Annotated in this window: 21 protein-coding genes; 12 read left to right on the forward strand and 9 right to left on the reverse strand. The window is 74.3% G+C overall.

Annotated features, from left to right (window positions below; translation table 11 throughout):
- Window positions 1-15 precede the first annotated feature (15 nt).
- Both K7B10_RS33515 and K7B10_RS33520 read right to left on the reverse strand, forming a co-directional pair.
- Window positions 16-2961 (reverse strand): FAD-binding and (Fe-S)-binding domain-containing protein, encoded by a 2946-nt coding sequence (locus K7B10_RS33515; protein WP_229342608.1) that lies wholly within the window; start codon window positions 2959-2961, stop codon window positions 16-18.
- Between the two features lie 73 nt (window positions 2962-3034).
- Window positions 3035-3496, reverse strand: a complete 462-nt coding sequence (locus K7B10_RS33520; protein ID WP_030860487.1) for a MarR family winged helix-turn-helix transcriptional regulator — start codon at window positions 3494-3496, stop codon at window positions 3035-3037.
- A gap of 113 nt (window positions 3497-3609) precedes the next feature.
- Between K7B10_RS33520 and K7B10_RS33525 the strand changes: the two genes are divergently transcribed.
- Both K7B10_RS33525 and mltG read left to right on the forward strand, forming a co-directional pair.
- Window positions 3610-5466, forward strand: a complete 1857-nt coding sequence (locus tag K7B10_RS33525; RefSeq protein ID WP_229342609.1) for an ABC transporter ATP-binding protein — start codon at window positions 3610-3612, stop codon at window positions 5464-5466.
- A 63-nt stretch (window positions 5467-5529) separates the two neighbouring features.
- Complete coding sequence (mltG, locus tag K7B10_RS33530) at window positions 5530-6462, forward strand: endolytic transglycosylase MltG (protein WP_229342610.1); 933 nt, start codon at window positions 5530-5532, stop codon at window positions 6460-6462.
- 67 nt (window positions 6463-6529) lie between these two features.
- Here the strand turns inward: mltG and K7B10_RS33535 are convergent, their stop codons facing one another.
- From K7B10_RS33535 to K7B10_RS33545, 3 genes are all read right to left on the reverse strand, one after another.
- Window positions 6530-7666 (reverse strand): FAD-dependent oxidoreductase, encoded by a 1137-nt coding sequence (locus tag K7B10_RS33535; protein WP_372481500.1) that lies wholly within the window; start codon window positions 7664-7666, stop codon window positions 6530-6532.
- A 61-nt stretch (window positions 7667-7727) separates the two neighbouring features.
- Window positions 7728-8405 carry an HAD family hydrolase gene (locus K7B10_RS33540; RefSeq protein WP_229342612.1) on the reverse strand — a complete coding sequence of 226 codons (678 nt, stop codon included), beginning with the start codon at window positions 8403-8405 and terminating at the stop codon, window positions 7728-7730.
- Between the two features lie 46 nt (window positions 8406-8451).
- On the reverse strand, window positions 8452-8931 hold the full coding sequence (locus K7B10_RS33545; RefSeq protein WP_229342613.1) for an Lrp/AsnC family transcriptional regulator: 480 nt from the start codon (window positions 8929-8931) through the stop codon (window positions 8452-8454).
- A gap of 142 nt (window positions 8932-9073) precedes the next feature.
- On the opposite strand from K7B10_RS33545, the gene K7B10_RS33550 reads away from it, so the two are divergent.
- The 3 genes from K7B10_RS33550 to K7B10_RS33560 are packed head-to-tail and all read left to right on the forward strand — an operon-like array spanning window position 9074 to window position 13267.
- On the forward strand, window positions 9074-10807 hold the full coding sequence (locus tag K7B10_RS33550; protein WP_229342614.1) for an SDR family oxidoreductase: 1734 nt from the start codon (window positions 9074-9076) through the stop codon (window positions 10805-10807).
- Window positions 10804-12192: a cryptochrome/photolyase family protein gene (locus K7B10_RS33555; RefSeq protein WP_229342615.1), complete on the forward strand. Its 1389-nt coding sequence runs from the start codon at window positions 10804-10806 to the stop codon at window positions 12190-12192. The genes K7B10_RS33550 and K7B10_RS33555 overlap by 4 nt, the downstream gene beginning before the upstream one ends.
- Before the next feature lie 34 nt (window positions 12193-12226).
- Window positions 12227-13267 (forward strand): MerR family transcriptional regulator, encoded by a 1041-nt coding sequence (locus K7B10_RS33560; protein ID WP_372481501.1) that lies wholly within the window; start codon window positions 12227-12229, stop codon window positions 13265-13267.
- On the opposite strand, the gene K7B10_RS33565 is transcribed toward K7B10_RS33560, so the two are convergent.
- The gene (locus K7B10_RS33565) at window positions 13194-13790 is read right to left on the reverse strand and encodes an RNA polymerase sigma factor (RefSeq protein WP_229342616.1); all 597 of its coding nucleotides are present in this window, start codon (window positions 13788-13790) and stop codon (window positions 13194-13196) included. The genes K7B10_RS33560 and K7B10_RS33565 overlap by 74 nt on opposite strands.
- Before the next feature lie 121 nt (window positions 13791-13911).
- Between K7B10_RS33565 and K7B10_RS33570 the strand changes: the two genes are divergently transcribed.
- From K7B10_RS33570 to K7B10_RS33595, 6 genes are all read left to right on the forward strand, one after another.
- A complete protein-coding gene (locus tag K7B10_RS33570) occupies window positions 13912-14505 on the forward strand; it encodes a histidine phosphatase family protein (protein ID WP_229342617.1) in 594 nt (197 codons plus the stop codon).
- A 45-nt stretch (window positions 14506-14550) separates the two neighbouring features.
- Window positions 14551-16689, forward strand: a complete 2139-nt coding sequence (locus K7B10_RS33575; protein ID WP_229342618.1) for an FUSC family protein — start codon at window positions 14551-14553, stop codon at window positions 16687-16689.
- A gap of 94 nt (window positions 16690-16783) precedes the next feature.
- Window positions 16784-17419 (forward strand): class I SAM-dependent methyltransferase, encoded by a 636-nt coding sequence (locus tag K7B10_RS33580; protein ID WP_229342619.1) that lies wholly within the window; start codon window positions 16784-16786, stop codon window positions 17417-17419.
- A 278-nt stretch (window positions 17420-17697) separates the two neighbouring features.
- Complete coding sequence (locus K7B10_RS33585; RefSeq protein ID WP_229345609.1) at window positions 17698-19191, forward strand: FUSC family protein; 1494 nt, start codon at window positions 17698-17700, stop codon at window positions 19189-19191.
- 229 nt (window positions 19192-19420) lie between these two features.
- Window positions 19421-20557 (forward strand): nitric oxide synthase oxygenase, encoded by a 1137-nt coding sequence (locus tag K7B10_RS33590; RefSeq protein WP_229342620.1) that lies wholly within the window; start codon window positions 19421-19423, stop codon window positions 20555-20557.
- A gap of 58 nt (window positions 20558-20615) precedes the next feature.
- Window positions 20616-21692 (forward strand): lactonase family protein, encoded by a 1077-nt coding sequence (locus tag K7B10_RS33595; RefSeq protein WP_229342621.1) that lies wholly within the window; start codon window positions 20616-20618, stop codon window positions 21690-21692.
- Window positions 21693-21783: 91 nt separating this feature from the next.
- On the opposite strand, the gene K7B10_RS33600 is transcribed toward K7B10_RS33595, so the two are convergent.
- From K7B10_RS33600 to K7B10_RS33610, 3 genes are all read right to left on the reverse strand, one after another.
- On the reverse strand, window positions 21784-22704 hold the full coding sequence (locus K7B10_RS33600; protein WP_229342622.1) for a sirohydrochlorin chelatase: 921 nt from the start codon (window positions 22702-22704) through the stop codon (window positions 21784-21786).
- Between the two features lie 109 nt (window positions 22705-22813).
- Window positions 22814-23500 carry a uracil-DNA glycosylase gene (locus tag K7B10_RS33605; RefSeq protein WP_229342623.1) on the reverse strand — a complete coding sequence of 229 codons (687 nt, stop codon included), beginning with the start codon at window positions 23498-23500 and terminating at the stop codon, window positions 22814-22816.
- 11 nt (window positions 23501-23511) lie between these two features.
- Entirely contained in the window at window positions 23512-24615 is a 1104-nt protein-coding gene (locus K7B10_RS33610) for a WD40/YVTN/BNR-like repeat-containing protein (protein WP_229342624.1), read from the reverse strand.
- 177 nt (window positions 24616-24792) lie between these two features.
- Here K7B10_RS33610 and K7B10_RS33615 point away from each other — a divergent pair.
- The coding region (locus K7B10_RS33615) for a wax ester/triacylglycerol synthase domain-containing protein (protein WP_229342625.1) at window positions 24793-24989 on the forward strand (197 nt) is incomplete at its 3' end.

Raw genomic sequence — 24989 nt, forward strand, 5'->3', positions numbered from 1 at the left:
CCTCGTACCGTGACGTCAAGGGCGGGTGGCCCACTCCAGTTCCAGCAGCGCCGAGTGGTAACTGCGGCCGGTGGCCCGGTCCATGCCCACTTCGCACATCCGGTTCGCCGACAGATGCGCGTCGAACGCCCGCGAGGTCACCTCCGCCGCCTCGCGCTCCGTCGCCGAGGCCGTCAGCTCCGGATGCAGCATGCCCCGGTCACCGGCGAAGGCACAGCAGCCCGCATCCTGCGGAACCACCACCTCCGTCGCGCAGGCCTCGGCCACCGCCCGCAGCTGCGCCACGACGCCCAAGTGATGCATGGAACAGGTCGGATGGAGCACGGCCGAGCCGACCGTGCGCCGGATCTCCAGGTGCGCGAGCAGCTCGTCCGCCGCCCACACGAGGGAGTCGACGACCGTCAGCTCCGCGTGCAGCGCCCGGTTGTCGTCCGTCAGGTACGGGACCACCTCGTGCGCGAGGCCCAGCGTGCACGAGGAGGCGTCGACCACCAGCGGCAGCCGCCCGCCTGCGGTCCAGCCCCAGGCGGCTTCCACGATCCGGTTGGCCATCACCCGGGTCCCGGCCTCGTACCCCTTCGAGTGCCAGATCGTCGCGCAGCAGGTGCCCGCGACGTCGCCGGGGATCCACACCGGCTTCCCGGCCCGCTCCGACACCGCCACCACGGCCTCGGACAGCGAGGGGCCGGGCCGGCCGCCGGGCCCGCCGAAGATCCGGTTCACGCACGCCGGGTAGTACACCGCCGCCGCGCCCACCCGCTCGGTGCGGGGTGGTTTCCCGGCGGCGCCGGGGAGCTGCGGCAGCCACTTCGGCACCAGGTCGGGCCGTACGGCCTTCCGTGCGGCCCCGGTGACCGCCTCCAGCAGCCGGTCCCCGACCGGGGCGGCCAGCCGGCCGACCAGCTTGTCGGCGGCGGCCACGGCCAGCCGGGCGGCGCCCTCCACTGCCTTGAACCGCTGCGCGGCGAGCTCGGCGGCGCGCTCCTCGCGCGCGCTGTGCCGGCGGTGGCGGAACTCCCGCATCAGTGCGCCCGTGTCGATGCCGACGGGACAGGCCAGCTTGCAGGTGGAGTCCCCGGCGCAGGTGTCCACGGCGTCGTAGCCGTAGGCGTCGAGCAGGCCGTCCAGCACCCGGGAGCCCGGCTGCTGGCGCACCATCTCCCGGCGCAGCACGATCCGTTGGCGGGGCGTGGTCGTCAGGTCCTCGCTGGGGCAGGTCGGTTCGCAGAAGCCGCACTCGATGCACGGATCGGCCACCGCCTCGACCCGCGGGATCGTCTTCAGCCCGCGCAGATGGGCCGCCGGATCGCGGTCGAGGAGGATGCGCGGGGCGAGCAGCCCGTCCGGGTCCACGACCCGCTTCGTGCGCCACATCAGCTCGGTGGCCTTGGACCCCCACTCCAGTTCCAGGAAGGGGGCCATGTTGCGACCGGTGGAGTGCTCGGCCTTCAGCGAGCCGTCGAACCGTTCCACCGTCAGCCGGCAGAACGCGTCCATGAAGGCCCCGTACCGCTCCACGTCGGCGGGCTTCGCCGCGTCGAAGGCGAGCAGGAAGTGCAGGTTGCCGTGGGCCGCGTGGCCGGCGACGGCCGCGTCGAAGCCGTGCTCGGCCTGGAGCGCGAGGAGCGCCTCGCAGGCCTCGGCCAGCCGGGAGGGCGGCACCGCGAAGTCCTCGGTGATCAGGGTGGTGCCGGGGGCGCGGGCTCCGCCGACGGCGGTGACGAAGGCCTTGCGGGCCTTCCAGTACCCGTTGATCGTCTTCGTGTCGCGGGTGAACGCGTTGGTGATCGAGGCCGCCGGAGCGACCAGGTCCAGCCCGGCGATGACCTCGGCGGCGCGCCGCTCGTACCGCGCGCGGCCCGCCTCGTCCGGGGCGCGGAACTCCACCAGCAGGGCGGTGGTGTCCTTCGGCAGCGCGGCCCAGTCGGCGGGCACGCCCTCGACGCTGACCGAGGCGCGCAGGGTGTTGCCGTCCATCACCTCCACGGCCAGGGCGCCCGCCTCGTTGAACAGCGGTACGGCGGCGGCCGCGGCGGGCAGCGAGGGGAAGAAGAGCAGCGCGCTGGTGAGCTCGCGGTCCAGTGGCACGGTGTCGAAGACGACCTCGGCGATGAAGCCGAGGGTGCCCTCCGAACCGACCATCAGCCCGCGCAGGATCTCGACGGGCCCGGCGCCGTCCAGGTATGCGTCGAGGCGGTAGCCGGTGGTGTTCTTGATCTCGTGCTTGGACCGGATCCGCGCGACGAGTTCCGGGTCGGCCTCGATCTCCCGCTTGATCTCCATCAGCCCGCGGCACAGCGCCGGTTCCGCGCGCTCCAGCTCCTCGTCCGCCGACGGGTCGGCGGTGTCCACGACGGTCCCGCCGGGCAGCACGAAGGTGAGGGAGGAGAGGGTGCGGTACGAGTTCCTCGTGGTCCCCGCGGTCATGCCGGACGCGTTGTTGGCGACGACCCCGCCGAGCGTGCAGGCGACGGCGCTCGCCGGATCGGGGCCGAGCACGCGGCCGTACCGGGCGAGCGCGGCGTTGGCCCGCGCCACGGTGGTGCCGGGCCGGATCCGGGCGCGACGGCCCTCGTCCAGCACCTCGATGCCGGCCCAGTGGCGGCGTACGTCGACCAGGACGTCCTCGCCCTGGGCCTGGCCGTTCAGCGAGGTGCCGGCGGCGCGGAAGACGACCTCGCGGCCGCGGCCGTGCGCGTACGAGAGGACCGCGGAGACGTCGTCGATGTCCTCGGCGACCACCACGACCTGCGGCAGGAACCGGTACGGCGAGGCGTCGGAGGCGTAGCGGACCAGGTCGGAGACCTTCCACAGCACCTTGTCGGCGCCCAGCAGCTCCGTCAGCTCGGTGCGCAGCGGCTCCGGGGTGCCGGCGGCACGGTGATCGAGGACCCGGTCGGGGGCGGGGCCGGTGACGCTGTGCGGCCGCAGGGCCCCCGGCTTCGGTTCCAGCAGCGGCATGCGCGACCCCTCGACTACTCGTTCGGCCCAATCCGCGGAACCCTCTGCCTCTGCCGGCCGCGGAGCGGCCTTCTCAGCAGCTGCCCTCCAGCGGGGCGTCCGTCAGAGCGTTCAGCAGGCCGCCGAGCACCTCGCGCTGTTCGGCGGTCAACGGAGCCAGGATCTCCTCTGCCGCGTCGGTTCGCGCGTTGCGCAGCCGGCGCAGCGTGGCGCGGCCCGTGTCGGTCAGCTCGATCCTTATGACCCGCCGGTTCGCCGGATCGGGCGCGCGACGCACGCATTCGGCGGCCTCCAGGCCGTCCACCAGCGTGGTCACGGCGCGGGGCACGACTTCCAGGCGGGCGGCGAGGTCCGCCATCCGGGGCGGCCGGTCGCCGTCGTAGTGCGAGACGAGGCGCAGCAGCCGGCTCTGGGCGGGGGTGATGCCGAGCGGTTCCAGATGGTGCTTCTGGATCCGGTGGAGCCGGCGGGTCAGCCGCAGCAGCTGCTCGGCGAGCACGCCGTCCGTGCTGTCGGTTTCGGAAGCGGTCCTCATACTGGGAAACAGTACCAGGACCCCGTTCATTGTGAGTATAGGTAACAATGAGCTATGCTCATTCGAGTCTCGTCAGGTCCCGTACTCAGACAGGTCTCGCCAGAAGGAGGCCCATGCGCCCCGAAGAGCCGAAATGGATCCCATCGAAAGAAGCCCTCGACCCGAACCGGCCCGCCCCCGCGGAGCAGCCGCGTGAGCTGCGCCGGATCGTGGGCCTGTTCCGCCCCTACCGCGGCCGCCTCGCCGTCGTCGGGCTGCTCGTCTGCGCCTCCTCGCTGGTTGCGGTGGCCTCGCCGTTCCTGCTGAAGGAGATCCTGGACGTCGCCATCCCGCAGGGGCGCACCGGGCTGCTCAGCCTGCTCGCGCTCGGCATGATCCTCACCGCGGTCGTCACCAGCGTCTTCGGCGTGCTGCAGACGCTGATCTCCACCACCGTCGGCCAGCGCGTCATGCACGACCTGCGCACCGCCGTCTACGCCCAGCTCCAGCGGATGCCGCTGGCCTTCTTCACCCGCACCCGGACCGGCGAGGTGCAGTCCCGCATAGCCAACGACATCGGCGGCATGCAGGCGACCGTCACCTCCACCGCGACCTCGCTCGTCTCCAACCTGACGGCGGTGATCGCCTCCATCGTCGCGATGCTCGCGCTCGACTGGCGGCTCACCCTGGTCTCGCTGCTCCTGCTGCCCGTGTTCGTGTGGATCAGCCGGCGCGTGGGCCGCGAGCGCAAGAAGATCACCCTGCAGCGGCAGAAGCAGATGGCCGCCATGGCCGCGACGGTCACCGAATCGCTGTCGGTGAGCGGCATCCTGCTCGGCCGCACCATGGGCCGCGCCGACTCGCTGACGCGGTCCTTCTCCGACGAGTCCGAGAAGCTCGTCGATCTCGAGGTGCGCTCCAGCATGGCCGGGCGCTGGCGGATGTCCACCATCGGCATCGTCATGGCCGCCATGCCCGCGCTCATCTACTGGGCCGCGGGCATGACCCTCCGGCCGGGCGCCCCCTCGCTGTCGGTCGGCACCCTCGTCGCCTTCGTCACGCTCCAGCAGGGCCTGTTCCGCCCCGCGGTGAGCCTGCTGTCGACCGGAGTGCAGATCCAGACCTCGCTCGCCCTGTTCAGCCGCATCTTCGAGTACCTCGACCTGCCGGTGGACATCACCGAGCGCGCGGAGCCGGTACGCCTGGACCGGGCCCGGGGCGAGGTGCGGCTGGAGGACGTGCACTTCGCGTACGACGCCAAGCACGGGCCCACCCTGACGGGGATCGACATCACCGTCCCGGCCGGCGGCTCGCTCGCCGTGGTCGGCCCCACCGGCTCCGGCAAGAGCACCCTGAGCTACCTCGTGCCCCGGCTCTACGACGTCACCGGCGGCCGGGTCGCCCTCGACGGGGTGGACGTCCGCGATCTCGACTTCGACTCGCTCGCCCGCTCCATCGGGGTGGTCTCCCAGGAGACGTACCTCTTCCACGCCTCCGTCGCCGACAACCTCCGCTTCGCCAAGCCGGACGCCACCGACGAGGAGATAGCCGAGGCGGCCCGCGCGGCCCAGATCCACGAGCACATCGAGTCACTGCCCGACGGCTACGACACCCTGGTCGGCGAGCGCGGCTACCGCTTCTCCGGAGGCGAGAAGCAGCGCCTCGCCATCGCGCGCACGATCCTGCGCGACCCGCCGGTCCTGATCCTCGACGAGGCCACCAGTGCGCTCGACACCCGCACGGAGCATGCCGTGCAGCGGGCCATCGACAACCTCTCCCAAGGCCGCACCACGATCACCATCGCGCACCGTCTCTCCACCGTCCGCGACGCCGACCAGATCGTCGTCCTGGACAAGGGGCGCATCGCCGAGCGCGGTACGCACGAGGAGCTGCTGGAGGCGGACGGCCGGTACGCGGCCCTGGTGCGCCGGGACCGGGAAGCCGCGCTCACGCCGGAGACGGTCGTACATCCCGCGCCGGTAAAAGTGTGATCGTATGACCAATATCCGGGCGTAATGCCTGGAATATGGCGCTTCCCGGGTTAGCGTGCCCGCATGCGCCATGAGTACCAGCCGCCACGGCGTCGCTCCCGGCTCACCCGCCGGGGCCGTCTGGCGCTCTTCCTCGGCATGCTGCTCGTCGTCGGTGCGGCCGCTCTGTTTCCGCTGCTGCGGGGCGGGGGAGCCCCCGAGAAGCCGCGCCGGCTGACCATCCCGGAGGGCTGGCGGACACCCCAGGTGTACGCCGCGATCGACCGCGAGCTGAAGCTCCCCGCCGGGTCCACCAAGGCGGCCGTCCCCACGGCCGGACTGGCCCTGCCCGCAGAGGCGAAGGGCAATCCGGAAGGCTTCCTGTTCCCGGCGACGTACCCCGTGACCTCCAAATCCACCCCGGCCACCCTGCTCGCTCACATGGTGGACACGGCGAACCGGAAGCTGGCGACCAAGGCCGTCGCCGACGGCGCCAAGGCCTACGGGATGACCCCGTATCAGACGGCCACGCTCGCCAGCATCATCGAGGCGGAAGCCGAGTCCCGCAGCGACCGGGGCAAGGTCGCCCGGGTCGTGCACAACCGGCTGGCACGCTCGATGCCCCTCCAGATGGACTCCACCATCAACTACGCGCTGAACCGCAGCACGGTGGACACCAAGCTGAGCGAGACGCGGATCGACAGCCCCTTCAACACCTATGAGCGCCAGGGGCTCCCGCCGACCCCGATCGACAGCCCGGGTCTGGAGTCGATGGCCGCGGCCGTCGCGCCGACCCCCGGCGACTGGCTGTTCTTCGTCACCGTGAAGCCGGGGGACACCCGCTTCTCGGCGACGTACGAGCAGCACAAGAAGCACGTCGCCGAGTTCAACCGGATCCGGGCCGGCGCCGGTACCGGCGCCGGTACCGGCGCCGGGACGGGGCCGGGGTCGCGGTCGGGTGCGGGGACCAGTGACGCGGCGGCCGGGCACGCCAGGGCGGGCTCCCGCGCGGGCTAGGTCGGAACATTCCCCGGGGGGTGTCCGGCGGACCGGTCCCGGGCGGTGTCGTGTCGATCAGGCCGGATCAGGCGGAGGGGGCCGCGGCCGGTTCGTGGGCGTCGTCGGTGCCGTCCGCGGGGGCAGGGTCCGTGGACTCGGTGCCGCGGGCCAGCAGGCGGCGGATCTCGCGGACCGCGGCGCCTCCGGCGCGGTTGGCGCCGATCGTCGACGCCGACGGGCCGTAGCCGACCAGGTGGACGCGCTCGTCGCGGACCGCGCGGGTGCCCTCGACCCGTATGCCGCCACCGGTCTCGCGCAGGTGCAGCGGCGCGAGGTGCTCGATGGCGGCGCGGAAGCCGGTGGCCCACAGGATCACGTCGGCCTCCACCTGCCTTCCGCCGGCCCAGGCGACGCCGGTCGCCGTGATCCGGTCGAACATCGGTTGCCGGTCCAGCACTCCGGAGGCCAGTCCGGCCCGGACGGCCTCGTTCAGCGGGAGCCCGGTCACGCTGACCACGCTCTGCGGCGGCAGCCCCCGCCGCACCCGTTCGTCGACGAGGGCCACCACTTCCCGGCCTTCGGCCTCGCCGAAGCCACCGTCGCGGAACACGGGGGGCCGGCGGGTCACCCAGGTGGTCTCGGCCGCCACCTCCGCGATCTCCAGCAGGTGCTGCACAGCCGAGGTGCCGCCGCCCACCACGACCACCCGGGACCCGGCGAACTCCTGCGGACCCGGGTAGTTCGCGGTGTGCAGCTGACGGCCCCGAAACGTCTCCTGACCCGGGTAGCGCGGCCAGAACGGCCGGTCCCAGGTCCCGGTCGCGTTGATCAGCGCCCGCGCGGACCAGATCCCGGCCGAGGTCTCCACCCGCAGCCGCCCGTCGCCCCCGTCCCGTACGGCCGCCACGTCCACGGGGCGCCGTACCCGCAGCCCGAACCGCTCCTCGTACGCCGCGAAGTACTCCCCGATCACCGCCGAGGAGGGCCGCAGCGGGTCGGCGCCCGTGAGCTCCATGCCCGGCAGCGCGTGCATCCCGTGCACCTTGCCGTAGGTGAGCGAGGGCCAGCGGAACTGCCACGCGCCGCCGGGGCGGGGTGCGTGGTCGAGCACCACGTGCCCGATCCCGGCCCGCGCCAGGTGGTAGGCACTGGACAATCCCGCCTGCCCGGCCCCGACGACCACCACGTCGACGTCCGCCGCACCACGCACCATTTCGTTCACGGTTCTACCAACCGGCCGGCCCGGCGAGATCTTCCCTGGGCCGTGTCGACAAGAGACGGCCTCAGGCCGCCGGGTGCTCGCAGAGCCAGTCGTAGGCGGCCTCCGCGCTGAAATCGCGCTGGCCGCCGCGGAACATCAGGCCGGCGCCGGTGAAGGCCGGGTCGTGGGACGCGGCCGGCACGTACGGGACCGCCACGCAGGCCATCCCGGCCGCCTGGGCCGCCAGGGCGCCCGGGACCGCGTCCTCGACGACCACGCAGTCAGCGGGGTCCGCGCCGAGGCGGCGGGCCGCCTCCAGGAACACGTCGGGGGCGGGCTTGCCCTGCGCCACCTCCTCGGCGGAGACCGCCGTCGTCAGCAGCGCGTCCAGGCCCGTCCCCACCAGCACGGCGTCGATCGCCTCGCGCGAGGACCCGGACGCCACCGCCATCGGGACCCCCTCCGCGTGCAGCCTCTCCACGAACTTGCGCATCTCGGGGAAGGCCTCGGTCCCGTTCCGGGCCAGCTCCAGGTACGCGGCGTTCTGCTCGGCCAGCAGCTGCTCCACCGGGGCCTGGACCCCGTACCGGTCCCTGAGGATCTGCAGCGTCTCCAGGGTGCCGATGCCGATGAAGCGCGCGTGCTGCTCCCAGGTGAAATCGGGGACCCCGTGCCGCGCCAGGGTGCGGCGTCCGGACTCGTAGTAGTTCGGCTCGCTGTCCACGAGGGTGCCGTCGAGATCGAATATGACCGAAATCATCCGCTCTGCCCGTCCTGCCGGTTGCATACCTGTCCCGGCCATCCTGTCAGGGTTTGCGCGCCGCCCGTCCCACGGACTCCACCAGCGGCAGCAGCCGGTGTGCGACGCGCTCGCGCAGCGCCACCTCCGTACGGGTGCGGACCACGCCCGGCAGCCGGATCAGCCGCTGGATCACGTCCTCCAGATGCGCGTTGTCCCGGGCCGCCACCCGGGTCAGCAGATCTCCGCCGCCGGTGATGGAAAAGGCCTCGATGATCTCGGGTACGGCGGCCAGGGCCTCGCCGACCTCGTCCAGGTGCCCCTGCGTGACCTCGATGTGCACGAAGGCCAGCACGGGATGCCCGAGCGCCGCGGGGGAGAGGACGGGACCGGTTCCGGTGATCACCCCGGTGCGCTCCAGCCGGTCCAGCCGGGCCTGCAGGGTGCCGCGCGCGACCCCGAGGATCCGGGCGTACTCGCGGACGCTGGTGCGCGGCTGTTCGATCAGCAGACGCAGGATCCGGGTGTCGAGCTCGTCCACCGCCATGTCGTGACTGTACCAATGGCCCAGTGAGGTCCCTTTCCGGCGGACCGGTGCATCCGCGGGCCGCGGTCCGCCGGAATGCCCGTACGGGCGCACGGCGAGCAACGGCGGGGAACGGCAAGAACGGCGAGGAACGGAGAGAGCGATGAAGGCCACCACCGGTCTGCACTGCCTGGTCACCGGGGCCACCGGCTACATCGGAGGCCGCCTGGTGCCCGAGCTCCTCGACGCCGGACACCGTGTCCGGTGCCTGGCCCGGTCCCCCGAGAAGCTGCGCGACCACCCGTGGGCCGGGCGCACCGAGATCGTCCGCGGCGACGTCACCGACGCCGCGTCCGTCGCGGAGGCCCTGCGCGGGATCGACGTCGCCTACTACCTCGTGCACGCCCTCGCCGGCGGATCCGGGTTCGAGGACCGCGACCGCGCGGCCGCCCGCGTCTTCGCCGAACAGGCCCGTGCGGCCGGTGTCCGCCGCATCGTCTACCTCGGCGGGCTCACCCCGGCCGGGATCCCGGTCCACGACCTGTCCCCGCACCTGCGCTCCCGCGCCGAGGTCGGCGAGATCCTCCTCGCCTCCGGGGTGCCGACCACCGTCCTGCGCGCCGCCGTCATCATCGGCTCCGGCTCGGCCTCCTTCGAAATGCTGCGCTACCTGACCGAACGGCTCCCCGTCATGGTCACCCCCAGCTGGGTCGGCACCCGCGTCCAGCCCGTCGCCGTCCGCGACGTCCTGCGCTACCTCGTCGGCAGTGCCGCCATGCCGCCCGAGGTCAGCCGCGCCTTCGACATCGGCGGCCCCGACGTGCTCACGTACGAGGAGATGATGCGCCGCTACGCCGTCGTCGCCGGCCTGCCCCACCGGCTCATCCTGCGCGTCCCGATGCTCACCCCGCGGCTGTCCAGCCACTGGATCGGCCTCGTCACGCCGGTGCCGCGGGCCCTGGCCCGGCCGCTCGCCGAGTCCCTGCGCCACGAGGTCGTGTGCGCGGAGCACGACATCGCGCGGTACGTACCGGATCCGCCCGGCGCCCCGATCGGCGTCGACCGGGCCGTGTCCCTGGCCCTGCGCAGGGTGCGGGAGGCGGACGTGACCACGCGCTGGTCCTCCGCCTCGCTGCCCGGTGCGCCCAGCGACCCGCTGCCGACCGACCCCGACTGGGCGGGCGGCAGCCTCTACACCGACCAGCGCGAACGCGCCGTCGACGCCTCGCCCGCCGCGCTGTGGCGGGTGGTGGAGGGCATCGGCGGGGAGAACGGCTGGTACTCGTTCCCGCTGGCCTGGGCCGTACGGGGATGGCTCGACCGGCTCGCCGGCGGGGTCGGCATCCGGCGCGGCCGGCGCGACGCGGCCCGGCTGCGGGTGGGTGACTCGCTGGACTTCTGGCGGGTGGAGGAGATCGAACCGGGCCACCTGCTGCGGCTGCGCGCGGAGATGCGGCTTCCGGGGCTGGCCTGGCTGGAGATGTACGCGGACCCGGACCCGGATCCGGACCCGGCGCAGTCCCCTCCGGCGGACCGGGCGCGGGGAGCCCGCTACCGGCAGCGGGCCCTGTTCCATCCGCACGGGCTGCTCGGCCACCTCTACTGGTGGAGCGTGTCGCCCTTCCACGCCGTCGTCTTCGGTGGCATGGCCCGCAACATCGCCCGCGCCGCGCGCCGCCTGGACGACGAGGCCGCCGCGACCGGAGCCGCCGTGTCCCGGGGCACCGCATCCGAACCGCCCGCATCCGAACGGTCCGCGTCCGAACGGTCCGCGTCCGAACGGCCCGCGTCCGAACGGCCCGCGTCCGAACGGCCCGCATCCGAAGGGCCCGCATCCTCCGAAGTACCCGAAGACAGCCGTCCCCCCGGTCCCGACGCGGAGCGAGAGAACCCATGAACGTCGCGGTGGTCCTGTACACCTCCGACCTGCGCCTGCACGACCACCCGCCGCTGCGCGCGGCCCTCTCCTCCTGCGACCGGGTGGTGCCGCTCTTCGTCCGCGACCGGGCCGTCGACGCGGCCGGTTTCGCCGCGCCCAACCGGCTGGCCTTCCTCGCCGACTGCCTGGCCGACCTCGACGCCGGACTGCGCGAGCGCGGCGGCCGCCTCGTGCTGCGTTCCGGCGACGTCGTCGCCGAAGTCGGCGCCCTGGTCCGGGAGTGCGACGCGGACGAGGTCCACATGGCGGCCGGGGTCAGCGGCTACGCCCAGGCCCGCGAGGAACGGCTGCGCGCCGCCCTCGAAGCCGAGGGCGTGCGGCTCTACGTGCACGAGGCGGTGGTCACGGTCGCCGCCCCCGGGGCCGTGCTCCCCGCGGGCTCCGACCACTTCGCCGTGTTCACCCCGTACTTCCGCCGCTGGTCCGAACTGCCGCCCCGCCCGGTCGCCGCCGCGCCGCGCTCCGTCCGCGTACCCGAGGGCATCGGATCCGACCCGCTGCCGCGGCGCGCGGACGTCACCGGGGTCTCCCCGGGCCTGGCCCGCGGCGGCGAGCGCGAGGCCCGCGACCTCCTCAGACGCTGGCTGCGCGCGGGCCTCTCCCGTTATGCGGACGCCCACGACGACCTGGCCGGCGACGCCACCTCCCGGCTCTCCCCGCACCTGCACTTCGGCACGCTCTCGCCCACCGAGGCCGTCCACCGCGCTCGCACCGCCGCCACCGGCCACGCCGCGGACCCCGGCGCCGAGGCCTTCGTGCGGCAGCTCTGCTGGCGCGACTTCCACCACCAAGTGCTCGCCGCCCGCCCCGAGACCGCCGTACGGGACTACCGCGACCGCCGTGACCGCTGGCGCACCGGGGCGGCCGCCGAAGAGGAGACCGAGGCCTGGAAGGAGGGCCGCACCGGCTACCCGGTGGTCGACGCGGCCATGCGCCAGCTCCGCCACGAGGGCTGGATGCACAACCGGGGCCGGCTGCTCACCGCCAGCTTCCTCACCAAGACCCTCTACGTGGACTGGCGGATCGGCGCCCGGTACTTCCTGGACCTCCTCGTGGACGGGGACCTCGCCAACAACCAGCTCAACTGGCAGTGGGCGGCCGGCACGGGTACCGACACCCGGCCCAACCGCGTCCTCAACCCGGTCCGCCAGGGCCTGCGTTACGACCCGGCGGGCCGCTTCGTGCACCGCTGGGTGCCGGAGCTCGCCGGGCTGGACGCACCGAAGGTGCACGAGCCCTGGCGGCTGCCCGCGCCCGATCGGGCCCGCTACGCCTACCCGGACCCGATCGTGGAACTCGCCGACGGGCTCGACCGGTTCCGGCGCGGACGCGACACGGGGTGAGACGGACCCCTCCCCGGAGCCCTATCGTGAACGGGTGGACCGTGCGCCCCAGACACCACCGCAGCCCCAGAGACCACGCCAGTCCCCGCCCCGGCCCGCCGCCGCGCTGAGCACCGGCGCGGTCGCCCGCCGCCTCGGGGTCTCGCCGACCACGCTGCGCTCCTGGGAGCGCCGGTACGCGATCGGCCCGGCCCGTCGCGAGCCCGGCCGGCACCGCCGCTGGACCCCGGGGGACATCGCCCGCCTCGAGCTGATGTGCCGGCTCACCGCCGACGGGGTGCCGCCGGCCGAGGCGGCTCGGGCCGCGCTCGGCGGCGCCCCCGGAGCGCGCCGCGCCGTCGAGTCGGGGCCGCCGGCGACACCCGGCGGCCCCGACGCCCTCCCGCTCGGGGCGGTCCGTCCGGAGTGCCGGGGGCTCTCCCGGGCCGCCGTACGCCTGGACGCGCCGACCGTGGCGGAGCTGCTGGAGGCGGCCCTGGGCGAGAACGACCTGGTCACGGCATGGGAGGAGGTCATCGCACCGACCCTGCACGCCGTGGGCCGCAAGTGGGCCACCGCCGGGGAGCGTTACGTGGAGGTCGAACACCTGCTGTCCTGGCAGATCTCCGCGGCGCTGCACCGGATCCGGCCCCTGCCCGAGCCGCCCCGGAGCCCACCGGTACTCCTCGCCTGCGTCCCCGGCGAGCAGCACAGCCTCCCCATCGAGGCGCTGACCGCGGCTCTCGGCCAGCGGGGCGTGTCGGCCCGGATGTTCGGGGCCGCCCTGCCCGCCGAGGCCCTGCACGACGCCGTGCGGCGTACCGGCCCGCGCGCGGTCGTCCTGTGGGCGCAGTCCCGTACGACCGCCGACCCGCCACTGGCCCGGTCGTTGGCCGGCATCGAGTGGGGGCTGCGCGGCGCCCGGACCCGTCCGGCGCTGCTGCTCGCCGGGCCCGGCTGGGGAACGGACGTACGGGGGCCGCGCACCGAGCGGCTGTACGGGCTGCGCTCGGGCCTCGCGGTCATCGAAGCGCTGGCTCGGCCGAGGGCAGGGACCGGCGAAGCCGGTGCAGAGCCCGCCGCATATGGCTCTTGACGGTGCCCAGCGGCAGCCCCGTGCGGTCCGAGATCTGCGTCTGGGTCAGGTCCGCGTAGAAGGCGAGGTGCAGCACCCTGCGCTGCTCCGAAGGCAGTCTGGCCAGCTCCCCGAGGACCACTACCCGGTCCAGAACCTGCTCCGCCTCCTGGAGCGCCGGGCCCCCGGGCCGGCCGGCCGTGACCGAGGAGGCGCGTACGGCGGCCTCGGCGGCCGCGGCCGCCCGGGCCCGCCGGGTCCGCGCCTCCAGGGCGTCCGCCACCTTGTGGCGGGTGATGCCGGTGATCCAGGCCCCGAGCCCGCCCGGACCGGGCCGGTAGCGGAGCCGGCCGTGCCAGGCGGCGAGGAAGACCTGCTGGGTGACGTCCTCGGCCTCCCGCTCGTCGCCCAGGCACCGTTGCGCGATCGAATGGACCAGCGGCCGCCAGCGCCGGTAGACGGCCTCCACGCACCGCTCGTCGCCCGCTGCGAAGCACGCCGCCAGGTACTCCTCGCGCGCCCTCTCGTCCATGGCTTCGTCCATGGTCCGAGCCTCGCGACCGCGCACCGAATCAGCCACTCGCAGCGTTTGCGCATCGTTTCGGGCGCGCACCGGGGCGGGCTGGCTCCCCCGCCGGCGTGCCGAAGGGCTTAGGGTCCGGAGAATGAGCGACCTGCTGCTGGTGAGGCACGGTGAGACGGCATGGAGCGCCAACGGGCGCCACACCGGACGGACCGACATCCCGCTGACCGCGACCGGGGTCGAGGAGGCCATCTCGCTGGCCCCGTACTTCCGCGACCGGCACTTCGCCCTGGTGCTGACCAGCCCGCTGCGCCGGGCCGTCGCCACGGCCCAACTCGCCGGACTGAGCGGCGGCGTCACCGACCCCGACCTGTACGAATGGGACTACGGGGGCTACGAGGGCGTCACCACGGCCGAGATCCGGCGGACCCGGCCGCAGTGGTCCCTGTGGACCGACGGCGTCCCGCCCGGCGACGCCGAACACCCCGGTGAGGACGCCGCCCAGGTCGGCGCCCGAGCGGACCGCGCCCTGGCCCGGGCGGCCGAGATCCTCGCCGAGGACCGGGGCGATGCCGTCATCGTCGCCCACGCCCACTTCCTGCGCGTCCTGACCGCCCGCTACCTGGGCCTGCCCCCGCAGGACGGCCGGCTCTTCCTGTTGCGCACCGGCACCGTCAGCGTCCTGTCCACCGAACACGGCCTCCCGGTGATCGCGGGCTGGAACACCCGCCCCTGAGCCCGTCCCCAGGTCCCGCAGCCGTCCACGTGGGATTCTGAAACCGTGCGAGCCCCTGGGGAACTCGAACGCGAACTCCGGACGGGCACCGGCCCGGTGCCGGCGGCCGCGCGCCGCGCCGTCCGGACGACGTTCGCCTCCTGCACCGGCTTCTTCGTGTTCCTGTACGGATTCGACCGCCCGGTCGGCGCCACGTACGCCCTCTTCGGCGCCGTCTCCCTGGCCGGGCTCGCCCGGATCCCGGGCACCGGAAGGCAGCGGGCCGCCGTCATGGTCAGGCTGCTCCCGGTGGCCTGCTTCCTGGTGACCCTCGGCACCTTCCTCGCCGTGCGGACCTGGAGCGCCGTCCTCGGCATGGCGGTCGTCGGCTTCTGCCTGGCCTTCTCCGCGGCGGCCGGACCGCGGGCCGCGGGCGCCGCGCCCGGCCTCCAGCTGCTCTACATCCTGCCGAGCTTCCCGCCGTACCTCCCGCACACCCTCGGCGAGCGGCTGGGCGGCACCCTCGCCGGCCTCCTGCTGCTGATCATCGCCGAGGCGTGGATGCTGCCCGACCCCCGCGTGCCCACGTACGCGGAGCGGGCGGCGGGCGCCGTGGCCGAGGCGGTCCGGTGCGCCGCCGGGCTGGAGCGGCCACCGTACGTACTGACCGCTCCGGCGTCCGACCGCGCCCGGGCGGCGGCCGAGTCACTGCGCTCCTCCCGCGTCCCGGAGGCGGAGCGGCCCGCCGGACCCGGGCTGCGCGAGCGGGCCCTCGTCCACACCGGACTGGCCGCGCGCACCCTGCTCTCCCGGCTGCGGAACCTGCCCGGGCCGGCGGCCGGGCGGGAGCCGAGACGGGCGGGGATCGACCTCCTCGGCGCGGTCCGCGCGTCGGCGTGCGGGACGGCGACCCTGCTCGGCGACGGGCGGCCGCCCGCCACGGACTCGGCGGAACTGCTGCGGCTGCGCGCCCGCAACGCCCGGACCCCCGCCGACCTGCCCGAGTCCCGCCGCCGGCAGGCCGCCCTGCTGGAGGTGGCGGACGCCGCCGTGGCGCTGCGCACCGCGGCGGAGATCGCCGTGTACGGGCGCGGGGCGCATCCGGACGCGGACGCGGCGGACCGGTTCTGGTACGTCCGGCAGAGCACCGTGCGCCTCTGGTGGCACCGGCTCGCCGCCCACACAGGGCCCCGCTCGGTGTACTTCCAGAACGCCGTACGGATCGCACTGGCCCTCGCCGTGGCCCGTACCGTGGCCGGCCTCGACTCCCTTCCGCACGGCTTCTGGGCGATGCTCGCCGTCGTCAGCCTCACCCGGACCACCGCCGTGCAGACCCGGGGCACCGTGCGCAGCGCGCTCATCGGCACGTGCGTGGGCGCGCTCGCCGCCGGCACGGTCCTCGCCCTGGCCGGCGGGGCGACCACCGTGTACGCGATCGCGCTCGTGCCGCTGATGCTGATCACGTTCACCGCCGGGCCGGTACGGGGCGTGGGCTGGTCGCAGGCCCTGTTCACGCTGGTCGTCTCCGTCGTCTTCGCCCAGCTGTCCGCGGTCACCTGGCAGCTGGCCGAGGTCCGCTTCCTCGACGTGCTCATCGGCAGCTCGATCGGCATCGTGTGCGGGCTGCTCGCCTGGCCGCGCGGGGCCCAGGACGAACTGGGCCGGGCGGTCGCCGGGATGCTGCGGGCCTGCGCCGACGACGTCGAGTCCACCACTGCCGTGGTCACGGCGCCGGGGCGGCCCGCGGGCCCGCCCGGAGACGGGGAGCACCGGGTCCGGCTCGCGCTGGTGATGGCCGAGTCGGCGTACGCCCAGTACCAGACCGAGACGCAGCGCCCGGCGGGTCCGGTCCCCGACTGGCAGGCCGCGGTGATGACCGGGCACCACGTGCTGTGGGGCGGCGGCCGGGTCCTGGGCAGTGTCGACGGGACACCGCTCGCCCGCGGCGAGGCGGCGGGGCTGCAGGAGTACGCGGGCCGCGTCGCGGCCGGACTGCGCCGCGCGGCGGCGGTCGCCGACACCCCGTACAAGATCCGGAACAGCAGCCCGCCGGGCGGCCCCGGGGCCCTCCTGCCGGACGCGCTGCCCGCGCCCGGCGACGCGGCTCCGCCCGACGCCGGGCTCGCGTACTTCGCCACGACGGCCTGGCTGGACTCCCTGACGGCGGACCTGCAGGTCATCGCCGCGGCCCGCGCCCCGGGATGAGCGTCCGGGCCGCGCCGTTTCCCGGCCGCCCGCCCGGGCAGAACCTCCACGGCGTCCGGGCCGGCCGGGCTGAGATCACGGAGCGAGGGTGACGGTGGGGGAGCGGAACGAGCGCGGCACATCCGCGGCAGAGGTCTTCGACGACGTCGGCGCACGGTACGAGGAGGTGTTCGCGCGCGTCCCCGGGCAGCTCGCGGCATTGGACTGGCTGACCGCCCGCCTCGCCCCCGGCGCCCGCGTACTGGACGTGGGCAGCGGTACGGGCCGGCCGACCGCAGAGGCGCTCGCCCGGGCGGGCTGCGCGGTGACCGGCATCGACGTCTCGGCGCACATGGTCGACCTCGCGCGCTCCCGGGTCCCGCAGGCCCGCTTCGAGCAGGCCGACGTCCGCACGTACACGCCCGCGGAGGGCGGCTTCGACGCGGTGTGCTCCTTCTTCCCGCTGCTCGTGATGGGCCAGCGGGAGGTGGCCGCGGCCCTGGTGCGGATGGCCTCGTGGGTGGCGCCCGGCGGGTTCCTCGTACTGGCCACCGTGCCGGGGGACATCAGCGACCTCGACATCGTGTGGATGGGTCACGAGGTCACCGTCAGCAGCCTCTCCCCGGCGGAGCACCTGCGGCTGCTGGGCGAGGCGGGCCTGGAGGTGGTGGAGCACCACACCGCGCTGTTCCGCCCCGAAGGCGCTGAGCCGGAGGAGCACTTCTTCTGCCACGCCCGCCGACCCGCCTGAGCGGGCCGGCGCTGGTCCGTTGGCCGCGAGTGGCCGAAAAATACCCTCCGGTACTGGGCCAATGGCCCAGTAATGCGGAGCTGTGTTGAGCCAGTGGGCCTTCGGATGCTTATCTGTGTCGTATCCATGTACTTACGGCGCCGCGCAGCGCCGGGCGGCAACGAGGCCGGTCCGGAGCGCGGTGCCTTCGCCGTGCCCGCCTGCCGCCCACCACCCCCGGGCGGACGCCGGACCGGCGCGCACCACTGCAAGGGGGGCGGCACACCGCCGTGAAGAGGATGTTCGTGGCTCCGGATCCGGGGCGCCTGAGAATGCGGAACTCGCTGCGGGCCGCGCTGGGCATCGGGCTCGCCGTCGCCGTCTCCGAGGTCTGCGGCCTCTCCCTCACCGCCTCCATCACCGGGGGACTGGCGGCCCTGCTGACCCTGTTCACCGTGCTCGACCCGACCGTGCGGGCCCAGCGGGTGACCAGCGCCCTGCTGCCCCTCGCCGGATTCCCCGTCCTCGCGCTGGCCACCACCCTCCACGGGACGCCGCTCGCCCGGGACGCCGCCTTCCTCGCCGTCGTGTTCGCCGGGGTCTACGCCCGCCGCTGGGGGCCGCGCGGGCACGCCCTCGGGATCTTCGGCTTCATGATGTTCTTCGTCACGCAGTTCCTGCACGCCGTACCCGGCCAGCTGCCCGAGCTGTACGCCGCAGTCGGGCTGTCGCTGCTCGCCGCCGGAGCGGTGCGGTTCGTCTTCTGGCCGATCGAGCGGCGCACTCCGCCGCCGGCCGCGCCGCCGGGCCTGCCCGGCACCGGCCTGGCCCGGCCGACCACGCGGCAGGCCTTCCAGGCGACCGCCGCCTGCGCCTTCGCGCTCGGCATCGGCCAGGCGCTCTCCGACGACCGCTGGTACTGGGCCGTCGGCACCGCCTGGTGGATCTTCGTCAACACCGCCTCCCGTGGCGAGACCCTCGTCCGCGGGTTCCGCCGGGTCGTCGGCACGGTCGTCGGCATCGCCGCCGGGCTGCTGATCGCCGTACCCCTGCACGGGGCGCCCGCGCCCACCGCGGCCCTGGTCGCCGTCTGCGTCTTCGGGATCTTCTACACCGCGGCGCCCTCGTACTCCTGGATGATGTTCTTCGTCACCGTCATGGCCGGACTGCTGTACGGACTCCTCGGCGTGCTCCATCCCGGCCTGCTGCTCCTGCGCTTCGAGGAGACCGCCATCGGCGCGCTGGGGGCGGCCCTCGCCGTGGTGTTCGTCCTCCCGGTGACCACGCACGCCGCCAACGACGCCTGGATCCAGCGCGCCCTGCACTGCGTACGGGCCTCCACGGCGGCCGCCCTCGACCGCCTCGCCGGGGACCCCGATGCCGATCCCGCCCCGCACGCGGCCGAACTCGAACTGCTGCTGGCCCGCGTACGGATGGCCCTCGCGCCCCTCGTCCACCCGCTGAGCCCGCTGCGCGCCCGCAAGGCCCGGGCCCGTCAGGTCCTCGCGCTGCTCGACGACTGCGCCCGCGAGGTGCGCGGACTGACGGCCGTCGCCGCCGACCCGCAGGCCTCGCACGACGCCCGCCTCGCCGCTGCGTGCTGGCGGGTGGAGAGCGCCGTCGAGGCGCTGACCGCCCCGCGGGCCACGGCGGAACGAGCCCTTCCCGTCCACCCCCGGCCGGCCGGCCCGGAACCGGTCCTCGCGCACCTGCACGGCCTGGAGCACGCCCTCGCGGCCCTGCACACCCCGCTGCGCACCGACCCGCGCGCTCCCCTCGCCGTCGGCGCCTGATCCCGGCCGGGCGCCTGATCCACGAGGTCAGGGCCCTGATGGCGGCGGATCCTACGCCCTGGCGGACCCCCTCCGCAGGCTAATGACCGGAAGATCACCCGGTGGAGTTGCTCCGGCCGTACGTGCGGTATGCCGCTGACCTGCGGCAGGTACAACGGGTGGTTGTTGGTAGCACATTCATCCGGCACGTACAGGGTGGATCTGGTCGGACAGGGGGTAACCGCCCGGGATGGAAATACTTCAACAGCGCTCGACCACAGCCCAAGTGTGGGAAGCGGCCGAGGAGTTCATCCGACTCTTCCACCGGGAGGGTCCGCAGGCGGGTGATCCGCGGGCCCGGCTCGCCGCCGTCCGGGCCGAGCTCGCGGACACCGGAAGCTACCGGCACACCCCGCAGGAGCTCGTCCACGGGGCCCGTGTCGCCTGGCGCAACAGTAACCGCTGCATCGGCAGGCTGTATTGGAACTCGCTGCGGGTGCGCGACCGCCGCGAGCTCACCGACGCCGACGAGATAGCCGCCGAGTGCTTCGAGCACCTGCGCGACGCGACCAACGGCGGCCGCGTCAGGCCGACCATCACCGTCTTCGCCCCGGACACCCCCGACCGCCCCGGCCCGCTGATCTGGAGCGAGCAGCTCGTCCGGTACGCCGGTTACGGCGACCACCACTCCGTCACCGTGGGCGACGCCCGCAACGCACCGCTCACCAGCGCGCTGCTCGGCCTCGGCTGGACCGGGGGCGCGGGTACCCCCTTCGATCTGCTGCCGCTGGTGGTCCAGGGCGTCGACGACAAGCCCCGCTGGTTCGACACCCCCGCGGACGCCGTGCTGGAAGTCCCGATCGAGCACCCCGACGACGCCGGCTGGGCGGGCTGGGGGCTGCGTTGGCACGCCGTACCCGCCATCTCCAACATGTGCCTGGAGATCGGCGGCATCCACTATCCGGCCGCACCCTTCAACGGCTGGTACATGGGGACCGAGATCGGCGCCCGCAACCTCGCGGACACCGACCGGTACAACCTCCTCCCCGCCGTCGCCCGGCGCCTCGGCCTCGACACCGCCAGCGACCGCTCGCTGTGGAAGGACCGCGCGCTCGTCGAGCTCAACCGGGCCGTGCTGCACTCCTTCGACCGGGCCGGGGTCACCATCGCGGACCACCACACCGAATCCCGGCGCTTCCTCAGCCACATGGAGCGCGAGGAGCGCAAGGGGCGCGAGGTGGGCGCCGACTGGTCCTGGATCGTGCCGCCGATCTCGGGCTCGGCGACCCCGGTCTTCCACCGCACGTACGAGGACCGGCCCAGCTCGACGGCGTACGTGCACCACCCGGGTGCGCAGGAACGGGCCCAAGGGCGGGATCTGGTCTAGACCTTCTGTTACCGTCGGCTCCGCACGGATCGGTCCGGAACGGTGGAGAGGGGATCTCGTGAACGGCACAGAGGGCACGGACGGCAGGGGGCGCGGCGGCGGACTGCGGGCCCACATCGGCTCGTTCACCTCGGGAGGCGGCCGCGGCATCACCACCGCGGCCGTGGACCCGGCGACCGGCGCGCTGACCCTCCTCTCCGCCACCGACGCGGTCGAGGACCCCTCGTACCTCGCCCTCGACCGGGACGCCGGGGTGCTCTACGCCGTGAGCGAGACGGAGCGGGGCGCGGCCGCCGCCTTCCGGCCCACCCCCGAGGGCCTCGCCGCACTCGGCCCCGCCGTCCCCGTCGCAGGCTCCGGGCCGACCCACCTCAGCGTGGCCGGACGCCGGCTGCTGACCGCCAACTACACCTCCGGCGGAGTCAGCAGCCTGCCGCTCGCCGCGGACGGCAGCCTCTCCGGGCCCGCCTCGGTCCTCGCGCACGAGGGCTCCGGCCCCGACACGAGCCGCCAGGAACGGCCGCACGCCCACCAGGTACTGCCCGATCCGAGCGGCCGCTGGGTGCTCAGCGTGGACCTCGGCACCGATTCGGTCCGGGTCTGCGCGCCGGACCCGGCCACCGGAGCACTGCTCCTGCACGGCGAGACCGCGCTGCGCGCCGGGACGGGCCCGCGCCACCTCGCCTTCCACCCCGGCGGCGAGGTGGCCTACGTGCTGCACGAGCTGGAGCCGCAGCTGACCGTCTGCCGCTGGAACGCGGACTCCGGGCGACTGGACCCGGTCGCCGAGGTTCCGGTCGCGTCCGCGGCCGCTCCGGGGGCCGTACGGGCCTACCCCTCGGCCGTGGTGACTTCGCCCGACGGCCGCTTCGTGTGGGCGGCCGTGCGCGGGGCCGATGCCATCGCCACCCTCTCGCTCGCCGCCGGGGCCGAGGAGCCGCAGCTCACGGACAGCGTGGACTGCGGCGGCAGCTGGCCGCGGGACCTCGCCGCCGACCCCTCGGGGCGCCGGCTGTACGCGGCCAACGAGCGCTCCGGTGACGTCACCTGGTTCGACGTCGACCCGCTCACCGGCCGGCCGCACCGGGCCGGCTCGGTGGCGGTGCCCGCCGCGACCTGTGTGGTCTTCGCCTGACCCGGCCGCGGGCGCGCGCACGGACGAGGGCCCGCGCCCCGGGAGTCGAACCCCGGGGCGCGGGCCCTCGTACGAGCGGATCCGCGCGGGATCAGTGTGCGGCGGCGCCCTGGGTGAGGCCGAGCGCCGCGGAGTACTGGGTGACGACCAGCTTGCCGAGCGCCGAATAGGCCCCGAGCACCTCGGCGGCCGCGCAGTCGGCCTCCTTGCAGGCCGTGTCCAGCAGCCCCTCGGCGGCCTCCGGGCCGATCAGGTAGGGAGCCAGCGCGAGCTGCGTCGAGCCCTCGCTGCGCAGCTGCTCGGCGACCGCGGCCACGGAGCCCTCCTGGTCGAGCGCGGCGGCCTTGACCGGCACCGCGAGGCGCGCGGCCAGCAGCATGCCGGTGACCGCGGCGGCCTGGACCGCCTCGCCGCCACCCGTGGTGGCCACGATGATGCCGTCGGCGGCGGTGGTGACGGTGAACAGCCGGGCCCGGTCGGCGCGGGCCAGGCCGGCCTCGGAGAGGCGTACGTGCAGGCCCTCGGCGAGCAGCGGGTGCGGGCCGAGCACCTCGGCCAGCTCGACGGCGGCCGAGGAGTCCATGACGGCCTGGCGCATCCGGCGCAGCAGGTCGGCGTCGGGGCCGGCGAGCAGCGGGACGACCACGGCGTCCGGGCCGGTCGGCGCGGGTACCTCGTGGCCGGCGGCGCGGGCGAACTCCGCGCGGGCGATGCGCTCGGCCGCGATCGAGGTCAGGACACGGGAGAGGGCCGGGAACTCGGAGCCGTCGGCGTCATCGCCCTCGAGGAAACCGATGCGGGCGTCGAGGCCCGGCAGCTCGGAGCGGCCGATGCTGACGATCTCTTCCGCGAGCCCCCGAGAGGCGGCGGAAGGGGCACCGGGCACGGCGAGCACCAGCGCGGGCGCGCCCTCGGGCGCCACCGCGGGCTCGGGTCGGCGGTGCCGTCCGGCAGGGCGGGGTCGCGGCATTCGTACGGGCAGGCCATTCGCGGGCCCAGTGGGGGAGCTCATGGCGCCGCATGCTACTGGCTTATCGGAACCGAGTGTTCGGGCAGGGCCTCAACGGGCGGCTTCTGTCCGTATTTATCCGGTGAATGTCGTATACCGTTCAACCGAAACGTCAACCTGCGGCCGGAAGCTGCCAGTCCACCGGCTGGGCTCCCTGGCGAACCAGCAGGTCATTGGTCTTGCTGAACGGCCGCGAGCCGAAGAATCCGTTGGCGGCGGACATGGGGGAGGGGTGGACGGACTCCACGGCCGGCAACTCGCCGAGCAGCGGCCGCAGATTGCGGGCGTCCCGGCCCCACAGCACCGAAACGAGCGGCTTCCCGCGCGCGGCCAGCGCCCGGATGGCCTGCTCGGTGACGGCCTCCCAGCCCTTGCCCCGATGGCCCCCGGTCTTGCGCGGAGCGGTGGTCAGCGCGCGGTTCAGCAGCAGGACGCCCTGCCGGGTCCACGGGGTCAGGTCCCCGTTCGCCGGGCGGGGCACCCCGAGGTCGGCGTGCAGCTCGCGGAAGATGTTGTCGAGGCTGGGCGGCCACGGACTGACCTCGGGCGCGACCGAGAAGGACAGGCCCATCGCGTGCCCCGGGGTGGGGTACGGGTCCTGGCCGACGATGAGCACCTTCACCTCGTCGAAGGGCTGCTGGAAGGCGCGCAGCACGTTCGCCCCGGCGGGCAGGTACGTCCTCCCCGCCGCGATCTCGGCGCGCAGGAAGTCGCCCATCGCGGCGATCTGCGCCGCCACCGGCTCCAGAGCCCGGGCCCAGCCCGGCTCGACGATCTCGTTCAACGGTCGTGCTGCCACGGCGAGTCACTCTACTGGCCGATCGGGCGGGCGACGACCGCCGCCCGTACGCACAGGACGTCGGGCAGGTGCTCGGCCAGGAGCCGCCAGCTGTCCCCGTCGTCGTGGCTGGCGTACAACTCGCCGTTGCGGTTGCCGAAGTAGACCCCTGCCGGGTCGCCGTCGTCCGTGCACAGGGCGTCCCGCAGCACCGTCCCGTAGTGGTCCCCGGCCGGCAGGCCGCGGGTGAGCGGCTCCCAGGTCGCGCCGGCGTCCCGGGTGCGGAACACCCGGCACCGGTGCTCCGCCGGGACCCGGTCGGAGTCGGCGTTGAGCGGGAAGACGTAGGCGGTGTCGGGCCGGTGCGGGTGCGCGGCCACCGCGAAGCCGAAGTCGGAGGGCAGGCCGGCGCCGATGTCGGTCCACCGGGCCCCGGCGTCGTCGCTGCGGTACACGCCCCAGTGGTTCTGCAGGTAGAGCCGTTTCCGGTCGCCGGCGTCCTGGGCGATCTTGTGCACGCACTGGCCGAACTCCGGATGCGGATCCGGCAGGAACACCGCCGACACGCCTTCGTTGGACGGGGTCCAGCGGGCGCCGCCGTCCTGCGTCCGGAACACCCCGGCGGTGGAGACCGCCACCGTCACCTTGGCGGGGTCGCCCGGATCCGTCAGCACCGTGTGCAGCCCCTCACCGCCGCCGCCCGGCACCCAGCTCCCCCGGCTCGGGTGCTCCCACAGCGGCCGGACCAGCTCGAAGGACTCCCCGCGGTCCGTCGAGCGGAACAGGGCGGCGGGCTCGGTCCCCGCGTACACCACGTCCGGCGCCTCGGGGCCGGCCGGATGCAGTTGCCAGACCCGCTCCAGGGAGGCCCCGGTGTCCTTCGGGAACTTCACGGCGGGGGCGGCGGGCTCGCGCCAGCTCGCCCCGAGGTCGTCGGAGCTGAACACGGACGGCCCCCAGTGCGAGCTGTCCGCGCCGACGAGCAGCCGGGGTACGGGACCCCGCCGGTCGATCGCGACGGCGTACACGGCCTGGGCGTTGAAATGGGGCCCGTCGAGCTCCCAGGGGTCATCACCCCGCCTGCGGCCGATGAACAGCCCCTTGCGGGTCCCCGCGAGCAGGATCACATCCGACATGATCGACACCTCCGGACTTCGTCGTCCCGGCCGTCGTGCTGCGTACCGTTCCAGCCAGTCTGCACCCGGCCACCGACAGCGGCCGGTCCGCCGATCCGCTGCTCTGAGCAGTCGGTCGGCATCGATCAACAGGCGTATCCAAAGGGTGGCTACTTGATCGTAGGAGGCCGAAAGGGGTTGACTTCCACCTCTGCCACCGCACGCGAGAGGCAATACGTGGCCACCGAGCACCTGTCACCGCTCGACCTCGCCTTCTGGCGGATCGAATCCGCCGCCCACCCCATGCACCTCGGCGCCCTCGCGGTCTTCGAAGCCGCCCCCGCGCCGCAGGACGCCCCCGGCGCGGGGCCGGGCCCCGGCGCTGGCCCGGAGCC

This window comes from Streptomyces flavotricini, assembly GCF_020639365.1.
Classification (GTDB): domain Bacteria; phylum Actinomycetota; class Actinomycetes; order Streptomycetales; family Streptomycetaceae; genus Streptomyces; species Streptomyces flavotricini.